Here is a 13,544-nt window from a genome sequence, read left to right as displayed (position 1 = left end):
CACGGTCGGCATCGGCGCGGCGTCCCCTCCTGTGCGAGGGGATTTTTCATTTCCGCAGGTGCCGCAGGTAGAGACGACGACGATCGATGGAGCTTTGAGGACGATGAGCGAGACCAACACCGCCGCCGAGGTGGCTGCCCCGCACCGCTACACGGCCGCGCTGGCCGCCGACATCGAGGCACGCTGGCAGGACTTCTGGGACGCCGACGGCACCTACGAGGCGCCCAACCCGGCCGGCGACCTGGCGGGCGACCCCGCCGTCGTGGCCCGCCCCAAGAAGTTCATCATGGACATGTTCCCGTACCCCTCGGGTGCGGGCCTGCACGTCGGCCACCCGCTGGGCTACATCGCCACCGACGTCTACGCGCGCCACCACCGCATGACCGGCCACAACGTCCTGCACACCCTCGGCTTCGACGCCTTCGGCCTGCCCGCCGAGCAGTACGCCGTGCAGACCGGCACGCACCCGCGGGTCTCCACCGAGGCCAACATCGTCAACATGAAGGCGCAGCTGCGCCGCCTGGGCCTGGGCCACGACAAGCGCCGCTCCTTCGCCACGATCGACCCGGCCTACTACAAGTGGACCCAGTGGATCTTCCTGCAGATCTTCAACTCCTGGTACGACGAGGAGGCGAAGAAGGCCCGCCCGATCAGCGAGCTGATCGCGCAGTTCGAGAGCGGGCGTCGTGAGGTGCCGGGCACGCGCGCGTGGGGCGAGCTGAGCGCGGCGGAGCGCGAGGACGTCCTGGGCGGCTACCGCCTGGCCTACGCCTCCGACGCGCCGGTCAACTGGTGCCCCGGACTGGGCACCGTCCTGGCCAACGAGGAGGTCACCGCCGACGGCCGCTCCGAGCGCGGCAACTTCCCCGTCTTCAAGTCCAAGCTGCGCCAGTGGAACATGCGGATCACCGCCTACGCGGACCGCCTGCTGGAGGACCTGGACGCCCTGGACTGGCCCGAGGCCATCAAGCTCCAGCAGCGCAACTGGATCGGCCGCAGCGTCGGCGCCCGCGTCGACTTCGCCGTCGACGGCCACGCGGACGCCAAGGTCACCGTCTTCACCACGCGCCAGGACACCCTCTTCGGCGCCACCTACCTGGTCGTCGCCCCCGAGCACCAGCTCGTCACCGAGGACGAGGCCCACCGCTCGGTCGTCCCGGCCGCCTGGCCCGAGGGCACGCACGAGGACTGGACCGGCGGGCACGCCACGCCGGCCGAGGCCGTCGCCGCCTACCGCAAGGAGGCCGCCGCCAAGTCCGACGTCGAGCGGCAGGCCGACGCCAAGGAGAAGACCGGCGTCTTCACCGGCGTCTACGCGATCAACCCGGCCAACGGCGAGAAGCTGCCCGTCTTCACCGCCGACTACGTCCTGATGGGCTACGGCACCGGCGCGATCATGGCCGTCCCCGCCCACGACAGCCGCGACTTCGCCTTCGCGCGCGCCTTCGACCTGCCGATGCACTGTGTCGTGCAGCCGGCCGACGACCGCGGCACCGACCCGTCCACGTGGGCGGAGTCCTTCGACTCGTACGACGCCGAGATCATCAACTCGGCCGGCGAGGGCGTCTCCCTGGACGGCCTGGTGGTCACCGAGGCGAAGACCCGCATGGCCGAGTGGCTGACGGAGCAGGGCATCGGCGAGGCCACCGTCAACTTCCGCCTGCGCGACTGGCTCTTCAGCCGCCAGCGCTACTGGGGCGAGCCCTTCCCGATCGTCTACGACGAGCAGGGCGTCGCCCACGCGCTGCCCGAGTCGATGCTGCCGCTGGAGCTGCCCGAGGTCGAGGACTACTCGCCGCGGACCTTCGAGCCCGACGACGCCGACACCGAGCCCGAGACGCCGCTCTCCCGCAACGAGGAGTGGGTCAACGTCACGCTGGACCTCGGCGACGGCCCCAAGCGCTACCGCCGCGAGACCAACACCATGCCCAACTGGGCGGGCTCCTGCTGGTACGAGCTGCGCTACCTCGACCCGCACAACGACGAGAAGCTGGTCTCCGCCGAGGCCGAGCAGTACTGGATGGGCCCGCGCGAGGGTCAGCCGCACGGCGGCGTCGACCTGTACGTCGGCGGTGCCGAGCACGCCGTGCTGCACCTGCTGTACGCACGCTTCTGGTCCAAGATCCTCTTCGACCTGGGCCACGTCTCCTCGGCCGAGCCGTTCCACAAGCTCTACAACCAGGGCATGATCCAGGCGTACGTGTACCGCGACGCCCGCGGCATCGCCGTCCCCGCCGCCGAGGTGGAGGAGCGCGGCGGCGCGTACTACTTCGAGGGCGAGAAGGTCAGCAGGCTGCTCGGCAAGATGGGCAAGTCCCTGAAGAACGCCGTCACGCCGGACGAGATCTGCTCCGAGTACGGCGCCGACACCCTGCGCCTGTACGAGATGGCGATGGGCCCGCTGGACGTCTCCCGCCCGTGGGACACCCGCGCCGTCGTCGGCCAGTACCGCCTGCTGCAGCGCCTGTGGCGCAACGTCGTCGACGAGGCGACCGGCGAGGTCACCGTCGTGGACGCCGAGGCCGACGAGGCCACGCTGCGCGCCCTGCACAAGGCGATCGACGGCGTCGGCCAGGACCTGGCGAACCTGCGCTTCAACACCGCCATCGCCAAGATCACCGAGCTCAACAACCACGTGACCAAGCTGAGCGAGGTCCCGCGGTCCGTCGCCGAGGCCATGGTGCTGCTGATCGCGCCGCTGGCCCCGCACATCGCCGAGGAGCTGTGGCGCAAGCTCGGCCACGACGCCTCGGTCGTCCACCAGGACTTCCCCGTCGCCGACCCGGCCTACCTGGTCGACGAGACCGTGACCTGCGTCGTCCAGATCAAGGGCAAGGTCAAGGCGCGCCTGGAGGTCTCCCCGTCCATCTCCGACGAGGAGCTGGAGAAGACGGCGCTGGGCGACGAGGCGGTCGTCGCGGCGCTGGGCGGCGCGGGCATCCGCAAGGTCATCGTGCGGGCGCCGAAGCTGGTGAACATCGTCCCGGCGTAAGGTTCGGTCCGGCCTACTGAGGGTTCTTCCCTACGGGCAGGTTGGGGGTTCGTTCGGAACCCCTGGCCTGCCCGTGCCGTTTACGGTGGAGACGTAAGAAAAAGACGTAAGAAAAAACCGTAGGGAAAGCTGTTGTCCCCCAGCCGAGGAGCGTCATGGAAGCCGTGGCCGTGATCGTCGTTCTGATCTTCGCGGTCCTCGTCGCACTCGGGGTGATCGCCACGGTCAGGACGGTACGGGCGGTCAAGCGCGGAGTGGACCGTACCGTCGGCCAGGCGCGCCGCACGGTCGAGGACACCCGGCTGAAGGCCCGGCAGTTCGCCCAGCCCGGAGCCGCCGGGGAGGTCGCCCAGCTGCGCCTGTCCCTGCGCACGTCGATGCGCGCCACGCAGGACGCCCTGCAGACCGCCGCGCCCGACGACGCCTCGCTGTCCGAGGCGCTCGCCCTCTTCCAGCGGCTCAGCGCCCACGGCCACGAGCTGGACGACGAGCTCAAGCGCCTGGAGAGCGAGCCGGACAAGGCCCGCGTCGCGGCCTGCCTGCCCGAGCTCCGCGAGCGCACGGCCCGCGTGAAGGACTCGGCGGACTCCCTGCGCTTCGCCGCCCAGGACCGCGCCCGGCGCTTCGCCGAGGACGACCTGGAGACGCTGAGCGGTCAGATCCGCATGGAGGCGGGGGCGCTGCGGCACTGGAGCGACGAGCCGGCCGCGGCTCCGGGCGCCGGTGCGCCGGCGGGTGAGCGGCCCGAGCCCGAGTCCGAGCCCCGTGCGATCACCGGGCGGGAGCGGGACGGATGGCGGCAGCCGGGCTACTCCTGGCAGAAGACGAGCCGCCCGGAGAGCACCACTTGATCGGTCCGGGGCGACCGTTGCTCGTGCCCCGGTGCGCCCCGCGCGACGTGCCCTGTGCGGCTGCCCCGTGCGTGTACCCCGTGCGTGTACCCCATGCGGGCTTCCGCTGTCCGGTGGTCCCGCGGGATGATCACCTGTACGGGGCCCGTACTGCCGTCGGAGCGCCCCTGCGGGTAATCTCCGGAACATGTCCCGCCATGTCGCTGTCATTACTGATTCAACGGCCTATCTGCCGCAGCGGGCGATGGAGCGGCACAGCATCACCGCCGTACCGCTGACCGTCGTACTGGGCGACCAGGCGCTCGAAGAGGGCACCGAGATCTCGGCCCGCAGTGTGGCCCAGGCCCTGCAGAAGCGCAGGTCGGTGACCACTTCCCGGCCCGGACTCGAGGTCTTCGCGGCCGCGTATCGCGCGGCGGCCGAGGCCGGTGCGCGGGGCATCGTCTCGCTGCACCTGTCGGCCGAGTTCTCCGGTACGTATGACGCGGCGGTCCTCGCGGCGCGCGAGGCGCCGGTGCCGGTTCGGGTCGTGGACACCGGCATGGTCGCCATGGCCCTCGGTTTCTGCGCGCTGGCCGCCGCCGAGACGGCGGACGCCGGCGGCACCCTCGACGAGGTCGTCGCCGCCGCGGAGAAGCGGGCCCAGGGCACTGCCGCCTTCTTCTACGTCGACACCCTCGACTACCTCCGGCGGGGCGGCCGCATCGGCGCGGCCCAGGCCCTGCTGGGCTCGGCGCTCGCCGTCAAGCCGCTGCTGCAGCTGGAGGGCGGCCGCATCGAGCTGCGCGAGAAGGTGCGCACGGCCTCCAAGGCCATCGCCCGGCTGGAGGAGATCGCAGTGGAGCGCGCGGGCGCGGCCCCCGTCGACATCGCCGTCCACCACCTGGCCGCTCCCGACCGCGCGACCTTGCTGGCCGACCGGCTGCGGGAGCGGCTGCCGGCGCTGGAGGAGCTGCACGTCAGCGAGGTGGGAGCGGTCATCGGGGCGCACACCGGGCCGGGGTTGCTGGGCGTGGTGGTGGCGCCGAAGTAGGGGCCGGGGGCCTTTTCTTCCCCCGGTGGGGTGACGAGGTTATCCACAACTGCCGGGATATCCACGGGAATCGGGCCGTCCGAGCGGGATCGGGCGTATCGCTCTACGGTCTTGCGCATGACGGATCGCCCGAGAAATGCGGCAGTTGAGCCCGGCGGCCCTTCGCTGCGCGAGCGGGCGGGGGAGCTGTTTCCGGGGCGGCCGACGGGGCCTGCCTCGGGTGTGGAAGGCGCTGTTGGACTGAATCGCCCTCGTAGGGAGGGGCGTTGGGGGCTTGCGCTGCGGGAGCGGCTGCCGCTGTGGGCGCAGTCGCGGTGCGGCATCGAGCCGAGGGCGCTCGCGGCGCTGACGGTCGTGCTGGTCGCTGCGTGCGCCTTCGCCGCGTACCACTTCCTGGCCGGGCGCCCGCAGACCGTGCGGGTGCCCGCACGGGAGGCACCGGCAGCGGTGGCCGCGCCGCCGTCCTCGCCGGCCGTTCCCGCGCCGGTCGTCCCCTCGGCGGGCCGTACGGGCGGGGCGGTGGTGGTGGACGTGGCGGGCAAGGTCCGCAGGCCCGGCGTGCTGCGCCTGCCGCCCGGTTCCCGGGTGGCCGATGCGCTGGCAGCAGCCGGGGGAGCCCGGCCGGGCGCGGACACGACGGGCATCAACCGGGCGCGCATCCTCGTGGACGGCGAGCAGATCGTGGTGGGCGCCCCGGGGGCCACGGCCGCTCCGGGGGTTCCCGGATCCTCGGCGGCCTCCGGGGCTCCGGCGGCCGCGGGAGGCCCGGCGCCCGGCACGCCGCTGAGCCTGAACGCCGCGACGGCCGAGCAGCTGGACGCCTTGCCGGGCGTCGGGCCCGTCCTGGCCCGGCACATCCTCGACTACCGCACGCAGCACGGCGGTTTCCGCTCCGTCGAAGAACTGCGCCGGGTCAACGGCATCGGCAGCCGCCGCTTCACCGACCTCCGGCCGCTGGTGCAGCCATGACGACCACCACCGGCACCGGACCGCCGCCCGAAGCTCTGTCAGGGCCCCGCTGCGAGGGCCCGCCGGACTTGCGGCTGGTTGCGCCCGCGCTGGCGGCGTGGGCGGCAGCGGCCGCGGCCCTGACGGCGACGGGGTGGACGGTCGCCCTGTCGGCGGGGGCGGGAGTGCTTGCGGCCGGTGCGCTCATGGTGGGTGCGCTTGCTGCCGGCGCGAGGGGTGCTGGCACGACAGGCCGGGGAGGCGGTGTCGCGTCCGGTACGCGGAGTCGGCGAGGCGGTGTCGCGACCGGGACCGGCACACGGAGTGCGCCAGGCGGTGGCGCGACCGGCTCGCGAGGCCTACGAGGTGGCGCCGCGGCCGGCCCACCCGGTCCGCAAGGCGGTGGCGTGCCGGCCCCGCGGGGTTCGCAGACGGGTTCCGCGCCCGGCCCGCGGGGCTGTGCCGCGCCGGGCACGCACACCCCGCCCGTCCCGCAAGGGGGCGCCGCCCCCGCACGAGGCCCGCGGCGCGGGATCGTCGTCGCCCTTGCCGCCGTCCTGCTGTGTGCCGCCGCCGGTGCCGCCGTGGCCGCCCTGCGTGGTGCCGACGTGCGCCGTGGGCCGTTGCCCGAGCTGGCTCGCAGGCAGGCCGACGTCGCCGTCGAAGCCACGGTCACCGCCGACCCCAGGGCTACGCGTCCCCACGCGCGGGGCGCGGTCCATGCGGCGCCGGTGGTCGTGATCGGGGCCGAGGTCACCAAGGTCACCGCCGGGCGCGTCAGCACCGTCGTCCGTACGCCCGTGCTGCTGATCGCGCCGCCCTCCTGGGCCGGGCTGCTGCCCTCCACCCGGGTCCGGGCCGAGGGGCGCGCGGCCCTGCCGTCCCGGGCGGCGGGCTCCGGGCCCCCGCCCGCCGCGGTCCTGCGGATCGGCGGCCGGGAGCCGCCCGCCGTCGTCGGCGGCCCCAGTGCGGCCCAGCGGGTCGCGGCCCGGTTCCGCACCGGTCTGCGGGACGCCACGGACGGGCTCGGCCCGGACGCCCGCGCGCTGCTTCCCGGGCTGGTGGTGGGGGACACCTCCCGGGTTCCGGAGGACCTCGACGACGCGTTCCGGGCGACCGGAATGACGCACCTGCTGGCCGTCTCCGGCAGCAACCTCGCGATCCTGCTCGCGGTGCTCGTCGGCCCGCCGCACCTGGCCGCGCGCGCCGAGCGCCGCGGGCTCGCGGCCCGGCTCGGGGTGCCGCTGCGGGCCACGGCGGTGCTGGGCGCGGGGCTCGTGCTGGGGTTCGTCGTGGTGTGCCGCCCCGAGCCGAGCGTGCTGCGGGCGGCCGCCTGCGGCTTGGTGCTGCTGCTCGCGCTCGCCACGGGCCGCCGTCGCAGCCTGCTGCCCGCCCTGGCAGCGGCCGCCCTGCTGCTCGTGCTCTACGACCCCTGGCTCGCCCGCAGCCCCGGCTTTCTGCTGTCGGTGCTGGCCACGGGCGCCCTGCTGACCCTCGCGCCGCACTGGAGCGCCGCCCTGCAGCGCCGGGGGGTGCCGCCGCGCCCGGCCGAGGCCCTGGCCGCGGCCGCCGCCGCGCAGGCCGTCTGCGCGCCGGTGATCGCGGTGCTCGCGGAGCGGGTGAGCCTGGTGGCGGTGCCCTGCAACCTCCTCGCCGAGGCGGCCGTCGCGCCCGCCACGGTGCTGGGCTTCGCCGCGATGGCCGTGTCCCCCGTGGCCCCGGCCGTCGCGGAGGGGTGCGCCTGGCTCGCCTCCTGGCCCGCTTCGTGGGCCGCCGCGGTGGCCCGTACGGGCGCGGACCTGCCCGGGGCGGAGCTCGGCTGGCCGGGCGGCTGGGCCGGGGGCCTGCTGCTGACCGCCGTGACGGCCGCCGCCGTGCTCGCCGCCCGCGGGCTGCTGCGCAGCCCCTGGGCCTGCGCGGGCTGTGCGCTGCTGCTGCTCGTGGCGGTCGTCCGCCCGGCGCCCCTGACCCGGGCGGTGACAGGCTGGCCGCCGCCCGGCTGGCGCCTCGCCGCGTGCGACGTGGGGCAGGGGGACGCGCTGGTCCTCGCGGCGGGCGAGGGGAGCGCGGTGGTCGTGGACGCCGGCCCGGAGCCGCGCGCGGTCGACCGGTGCCTGCGGGCCCTCGGCGTGGACAGGGTGCCGCTCGTGCTGCTCAGCCACTTCCACGCCGACCACGTCGACGGCCTGCCCGGGGTGCTGCGCGGGCGCGCGGTCGGGGCCGTCGAGACGACCTCGCTCGCCGAACCCCCGGGCCGGGCCGCCTTCGTCCGCCGCGAGGCCGGGCGAGCGCACGTGCCCGTGAGCACGGCCGGGCCGGCGGAGCGCGGCCGGGTGGAGGAGCTGGAGTGGGAGGTGCTGTGGCCGCCGCCCGCGGGCACGTCGGCCGTGGCGGAGGAGGGCCCCAACGACGCCAGCGTCACCCTGCTGGTCCGCAGCGGCGGCCTGACCGCACTGCTCCTCGGCGACCTCGAACCACCCGCTCAGCAGGCCCTCGCGGAGGCGCATCCCGGGCTGCCCGCCGTGGACGTCCTGAAGGTCGCCCACCACGGCTCCGCGTACCAGGACCCGCAGTTGATACGCAGGCTCCGCCCCCGCCTGGCCGTCGTCTCGGCCGGCGCCGGGAACCCGTACGGGCATCCGTCGCCGCGCACGCTCGCCGTGCTCCGGGAGCAGGGTGCGGCCGTCGTGCGCACGGACACCGACGGGCCGGTCGCGGTGACGGGCGCGGGGAGGGAGGTCGCGGCGGTCACGAAAGCCTCCGCGGGCCGAAGGAGAGCGGGGCCAAGAGCGCACGGAAAGCAGGGACGTGAGCGCACGGGAGGCACAGACGAGAGCCCACGGAAGACAGGGACGAGAGAGCAAGAACACAGAGATGCGGGACCACAGCCCGATGTCACCGGCCCCCGGCCTGAGGGATAACTGACCCATGGACAAGATCATCAGCGACGAGGCGGTCGACGCCTACCTGAGCCGCATCGGCGTCACCCGCCCGTCCGCGCCGGATGTGGAGGCGCTGCGCGAGCTCCACATCCGCCACCTGCACGCGGTGCCCTTCGAGAACCTCTCGGTCCACCTGGGCGAGGAGGTCGTGCTGGACCCCGCCGCCCTGGTGGCCAAGGTGACCGCCGGGCGCGGCGGATTCTGCTACGAACTCAACGGCGCCTTCGCCGCGCTGCTGAGCACCCTGGGCTACCGGGTCACGCTGCTGGCCGGGCGGGTGGTGGGGCCCGACGGCTCGTTCGGGCCGCCCTTCGACCACCTCGCGCTGCGGGTCGACGCCGAGGAGCCGTGGCTGGTGGACGTCGGCTTCGGCAGGAACAGCCACTACCCGCTGCGCTTCGACGAGCGGGGGGAACAGCCCGACCCCGCCGGGACCTTCCGGATAGCCGAGACGCAGGACGGGGACCTTGACGTCCTCAAGGACGGTGAGCTGCAGTACCGCCTCGAACGCCGGCCCCGGGAGCTGGTGGACTTCGAGGGCTGCTGCTGGTGGCACCGCACCTCGCCCAAGTCCCCCTTCACCCAGGCGGTGATCTGCTCGATGCTCGCCGGCGAGGGCCGGGTCACCATCAGCGAGCGCACCCTGGTGACCACCGGCCCGACGGGCCGTCAGGTGCTGACGCTGGCGGAGGAGGAGATCCTGCCCGCCTTCCGGGAGCACTTCGGTATCGAGCTGGAGCGCGCACCGCAGGCGCGCGGTCCCGTCTCCGCGGAAGGCTGAGTCACTCCCGTTCGAGCCAGCCGTCGTACTCCTCGGCGAGCTCGCGCAGGGCGGCGAGGTCGAGTTCCCCTTCCGGGTCCTCCAGGACGACCAGCCACTGGGCATCCTCGGCGTCGTCCTCGCCGGCCAGAGCCTCGCGCACTATCTGCGGGTCGTCGTCCAGGGGGAAGCGCTGGGCGGCCTCCTCGGCCGCCTCCTCGGCGGCGTCACGGTCGGGAAGCACCAGGAGGTGCCGTACGGAATCGGTGTCTGAAGAGAGATAACGGCTGCTCACACGCACATTGTGCGATATCGGGGGACGGCTGCGCGGGGGGAGGTGTCAGTAGCGCGTGGGATGCTGGACGCGATGGCCAGGAAGACTGCACCCGACGATCTGCTCGCCCCCCTCACGCTCGCCGTGGGCCAGGAGGATCTCCTGCTGGACCGCGCCGTCCGGGAGGTGGTCGCGGCCGCCCGCGCCGCCGACGCCGACACCGACGTCCGCGACCTCACCCCCGATGCGCTCCAGCCCGGCACCCTCGCCGAGCTGACCAGCCCCTCGCTCTTCGCCGAGCGCAAGGTCGTGATCGTCCGCAACGCCCAGGACCTCTCCGCGGACACGATCAAGGACGTGAAGGGGTATCTCTCCGCGCCCGCCGAGGAGATCACCCTGGTGCTGCTCCACGCGGGCGGCGCCAAGGGCAAGGGCCTGCTGGACGCGGCGCGCAAGGCCGGGGCGCGCGAGGTCGCCTGCCCCAAGATGACCAAGCCTGCCGACCGGCTGGCGTTCGTGCGGGGTGAGTTCCGGGCGGTCGGCCGTTCCGCGACGCCCGAGGCCTGCCAGAGCCTGGTGGATGCGATCGGCAGCGATCTGCGGGAGCTGGCCAGTGCCTGCGCGCAGCTCGTCGCCGACATCGACGGCACGATCGACGCCGCCGTCGTCAGCCGCTATTACACGGGCCGCGCCGAGGCCTCCAGCTTCACCGTCGCCGACCGCGCGGTGGAGGGGCGGGCCGCCGAGGCGCTGGAGGCGCTGCGCTGGGCGATGTCCACGGGCGTCGCGCCCGTCCTGATCACGAGCGCGCTCGCCCAGGGCGTCCGCGCCATCGGCAAGCTCGCCTCCGCCCCCCGCGGGGCGCGGCCCGGGGATCTGGCCAGGGATCTCGGGATGCCGCCGTGGAAGATCGACCGGGTGCGGCAGCAGATGCGGGGCTGGTCGGCGGACGGGGTGGCCGCGGCGTTGATCGCTGTCGCGGAGGCGGACGCCGGCGTCAAGGGCGGGGGCGATGATCCCGGGTACGCCCTGGAGAAGGCGGTCGTCGCGGTCGCCCGGGCGGCCCGTAGCCGCGGCTGAGCGTCGTCGGCATGGCCCTTGATCGAGCAAGGCCCCGGAAACCCCGAAGGCCCCGGGTCACCCTTGGGGAAAGGGTGACCCGGGGCCCGGGTTCGTTCATCGAGCCGTGAGGCTCATGCCGCGCCCGCGTGGCGAACGACCGAGCGCGGCGGGGGTGCCGTACCGGAGCGGTAGAGAGGGTCCGCTGGTTCCGGTGCCGGCGAAGGGCCGGGGCTCACGCCCCGGAGAGGCTTCAGCCCTTGAGGGCGGCAACCTGCTTGGCCAGCGCCGACTTCTTGTTGGCGGCGGCGTTCTTGTGCAGGACACCCTTGGTGGCGGCCTTGTCGAGCTTCTTGCCGGCCAGGGCGACGGCGGCGGTGGCCTTGGCGGCGTCACCGGCGACGATGGCCTCGCGGGCCGCACGGACAGCGGTCTTGACCGCGGACTTGACGGCCTTGTTACGCAGGCGCGCCTTCTCGTTGGTCTTGTTCCGCTTGATCTGGGACTTGATGTTCGCCACGAAAGAGCCTTTTCAGGTTCGTTGGATTTCGAGTACTGCGTGGTGTGACCATCGTGTAGAGGGCACGACAGGCACAGTGGACCAGGCTACCAGTAGCCCCTCCGGCCGCCCAAACCGGACCGAGCCCGCCGGTCGTGGGACGATGGGGGAGTCGTATACCCGACTCCCGCCGAGACTGGCGTTCAAGCGCCGAAGTCACCGAATGGATCCTGCGTGCCCGCGACCCCTACCAACGTGCCCGAGCCGAGCCGTACCGAGCCGGCTCTGATCCGCAACTTCTGCATCATCGCGCACATCGACCATGGCAAGTCGACGCTCGCCGACCGGATGCTTCAGCTGACCGGCGTGGTCGACCAGCGGCAGATGCGCGCGCAGTACCTCGACCGGATGGACATCGAGCGCGAGCGCGGCATCACGATCAAGTCCCAGGCGGTCCGTCTGCCGTGGGCGCCCACCGAAGATGAGGGCAACACCCACATCCTCAACATGATCGACACCCCTGGTCACGTCGACTTCACCTACGAGGTCTCGCGCTCGCTCGCCGCGTGCGAGGGCTGCATCCTCCTGGTCGACGCCGCGCAGGGCATCGAGGCCCAGACCCTCGCCAACCTCTACCTGGCGATGGAGAACGACCTCACGATCATCCCGGTCCTCAACAAGATCGATCTGCCTGCCGCCCAGCCGGAGAAGTTCGCCGCCGAGCTCGCCAACCTCGTCGGCTGCGAGCCCGAGGACGTCCTCAGGGTCTCCGCCAAGACCGGCGTCGGCGTGCCCGAGCTGCTCGACCGCGTCGTCCGTGACGTCCCGGCGCCGGTCGGCGTCAAGGACGCCCCGGCCCGCGCGATGATCTTCGACTCGGTCTACGACTCCTACCGCGGCGTGGTCACCTACGTCCGTGTCGTCGACGGCGAGCTCAAGAAGCGCGAGCGCATCAAGATGATGTCGACCGGCGCCACCCACGAGCTGCTGGAGATCGGCACCAACTCGCCCGAGATGCTCCCGGCCGACGGCCTGGGCGTCGGCGAGGTGGGCTACATCATCACCGGTGTGAAGGACGTCCGGCAGTCCAAGGTCGGTGACACGATCACCTCCCAGCAGAACGGCGCCACCCAGGCCCTGGGCGGCTACAAGGACCCGAAGCCCATGGTCTTCTCGGGCCTGTACCCGCTGGACGGCTCGGACTACCCGGAGCTGCGCGAGGCCCTCGACAAGCTTCAGCTCAACGACGCCGCGCTGGTCTACGAGCCGGAGACCTCGGCCGCCCTCGGCTTCGGCTTCCGCGTCGGCTTCCTCGGCCTGCTCCACCTCGACGTGGTCCGCGAGCGGCTCGAGCGCGAGTTCGGCCTGGACCTCATCGCCACCGCGCCCAACGTGGTCTACAACGTGCGGATGGAGGACGGCGCCGAGTACGTCGTCACCAACCCGAGCGAGTTCCCCGAGGGCAAGATCGCCGAGGTGCACGAGCCGGTCGTCAAGGCGACCGTCCTCGCGCCCACCGAGTTCGTCGGCGCGATCATGGAGCTCTGCCAGTCCCGCCGCGGCACGATGCTGGGCATGGACTACCTCTCCGAGGACCGGGTCGAGCTGCGCTACACCCTCCCCCTCGCGGAGATCGTCTTCGACTTCTTCGACCAGCTGAAGTCCAAGACCCGCGGCTACGCCTCCCTCGACTACGAGCCCACGGGCGAGCAGACCGCCGACCTGGTCAAGGTCGACATCCTGCTGCACGGCGACAAGGTCGACGCCTTCTCCGCGATCACGCACAAGGAGAAGGCCTACGCCTACGGCGTGCGGCTCGTCGCCAAGCTGCGCGAGCTCATCCCGAGGCAGAACTTCGAGGTGCCGATCCAGGCCGCGATCGGCTCCCGCGTCATCGCCCGTGAGACGGTCCGTGCCATCCGCAAGGACGTCCTCGCCAAGTGCTACGGCGGTGACATCTCCCGTAAGCGGAAGCTGCTGGAGAAGCAGAAGGAAGGCAAGAAGCGGATGAAGATGGTCGGCAGCGTGGAGGTCCCCCAGGAGGCCTTCATCGCGGTGCTGTCCAGCGACGAGTCCGGGGAGAAGGGCAAGAAGTAACCCCGGCGAAGCGACCCCGGCGGACACCCGCCGGGACCTGCCTCGCAGCGCTCCGGAAGCGCCCGTTCCCCTCGGGGGACGGGCGCTTT

At 72.9% G+C, this 13,544-nt stretch carries 10 protein-coding genes; 8 read left to right on the top strand and 2 right to left on the bottom strand.

The features are described from left to right. The first annotated feature begins 103 nt into the window (after positions 1-103). The 6 genes from FGW37_RS10660 to FGW37_RS10635 all read left to right on the top strand — a co-directional run bounded on the left by FGW37_RS10660 (position 104) and on the right by FGW37_RS10635 (position 9,547). Positions 104-2,992 (top strand): leucine--tRNA ligase, encoded by a 2,889-nt coding sequence (locus FGW37_RS10660; RefSeq protein WP_179080854.1) that lies wholly within the window; start codon positions 104-106, stop codon positions 2,990-2,992. Positions 2,993-3,147: 155 nt separating this feature from the next. Further along, on the top strand, positions 3,148-3,843 hold the full coding sequence (locus tag FGW37_RS10655) for a hypothetical protein (protein WP_179080853.1): 696 nt from the start codon (positions 3,148-3,150) through the stop codon (positions 3,841-3,843). A gap of 187 nt (positions 3,844-4,030) precedes the next feature. Continuing rightward, positions 4,031-4,876 carry a DegV family protein gene (locus FGW37_RS10650; protein WP_179080852.1) on the top strand — a complete coding sequence of 282 codons (846 nt, stop codon included), beginning with the start codon at positions 4,031-4,033 and terminating at the stop codon, positions 4,874-4,876. Positions 4,877-4,993: 117 nt separating this feature from the next. Continuing rightward, positions 4,994-5,845: a ComEA family DNA-binding protein gene (locus FGW37_RS10645; RefSeq protein WP_179080851.1), complete on the top strand. Its 852-nt coding sequence runs from the start codon at positions 4,994-4,996 to the stop codon at positions 5,843-5,845. After that, a complete protein-coding gene (locus tag FGW37_RS10640) occupies positions 5,842-8,745 on the top strand; it encodes a ComEC/Rec2 family competence protein (protein ID WP_246430345.1) in 2,904 nt (967 codons plus the stop codon). The genes FGW37_RS10645 and FGW37_RS10640 overlap by 4 nt, the downstream gene beginning before the upstream one ends. Positions 8,746-8,752: 7 nt before the next feature. Then, a complete protein-coding gene (locus FGW37_RS10635; RefSeq protein WP_179080850.1) occupies positions 8,753-9,547 on the top strand; it encodes an arylamine N-acetyltransferase family protein in 795 nt (264 codons plus the stop codon). A gap of 1 nt (position 9,548) precedes the next feature. On the opposite strand, the gene FGW37_RS10630 is transcribed toward FGW37_RS10635, so the two are convergent. Further along, on the bottom strand, positions 9,549-9,821 hold the full coding sequence (locus FGW37_RS10630) for a hypothetical protein (RefSeq protein WP_179080849.1): 273 nt from the start codon (positions 9,819-9,821) through the stop codon (positions 9,549-9,551). 72 nt (positions 9,822-9,893) lie between these two features. Between FGW37_RS10630 and holA the strand changes: the two genes are divergently transcribed. Continuing rightward, positions 9,894-10,880 (top strand): DNA polymerase III subunit delta, encoded by a 987-nt coding sequence (gene holA / locus FGW37_RS10625; RefSeq protein ID WP_179080848.1) that lies wholly within the window; start codon positions 9,894-9,896, stop codon positions 10,878-10,880. A 232-nt stretch (positions 10,881-11,112) separates the two neighbouring features. On the opposite strand, the gene rpsT is transcribed toward holA, so the two are convergent. After that, on the bottom strand, positions 11,113-11,379 hold the full coding sequence (rpsT, locus tag FGW37_RS10620) for a 30S ribosomal protein S20 (RefSeq protein WP_168097138.1): 267 nt from the start codon (positions 11,377-11,379) through the stop codon (positions 11,113-11,115). A gap of 213 nt (positions 11,380-11,592) precedes the next feature. Here rpsT and lepA point away from each other — a divergent pair, with 213 nt between their 5' ends. Beyond that, the gene (lepA, locus tag FGW37_RS10615; protein WP_179080847.1) at positions 11,593-13,455 is read left to right on the top strand and encodes a translation elongation factor 4; all 1,863 of its coding nucleotides are present in this window, start codon (positions 11,593-11,595) and stop codon (positions 13,453-13,455) included. The last annotated feature ends 89 nt before the right edge of the window (positions 13,456-13,544 follow it).

The organism is Streptomyces rectiverticillatus (assembly GCF_013394065.1).
In the GTDB taxonomy this organism is placed as follows: Bacteria; Actinomycetota; Actinomycetes; order Streptomycetales; family Streptomycetaceae; genus Streptomyces; species Streptomyces rectiverticillatus.
The sequence above is the reverse complement of the archived record's forward strand: the minus strand, read 5'-3'. Positions and strand labels throughout refer to the sequence as shown.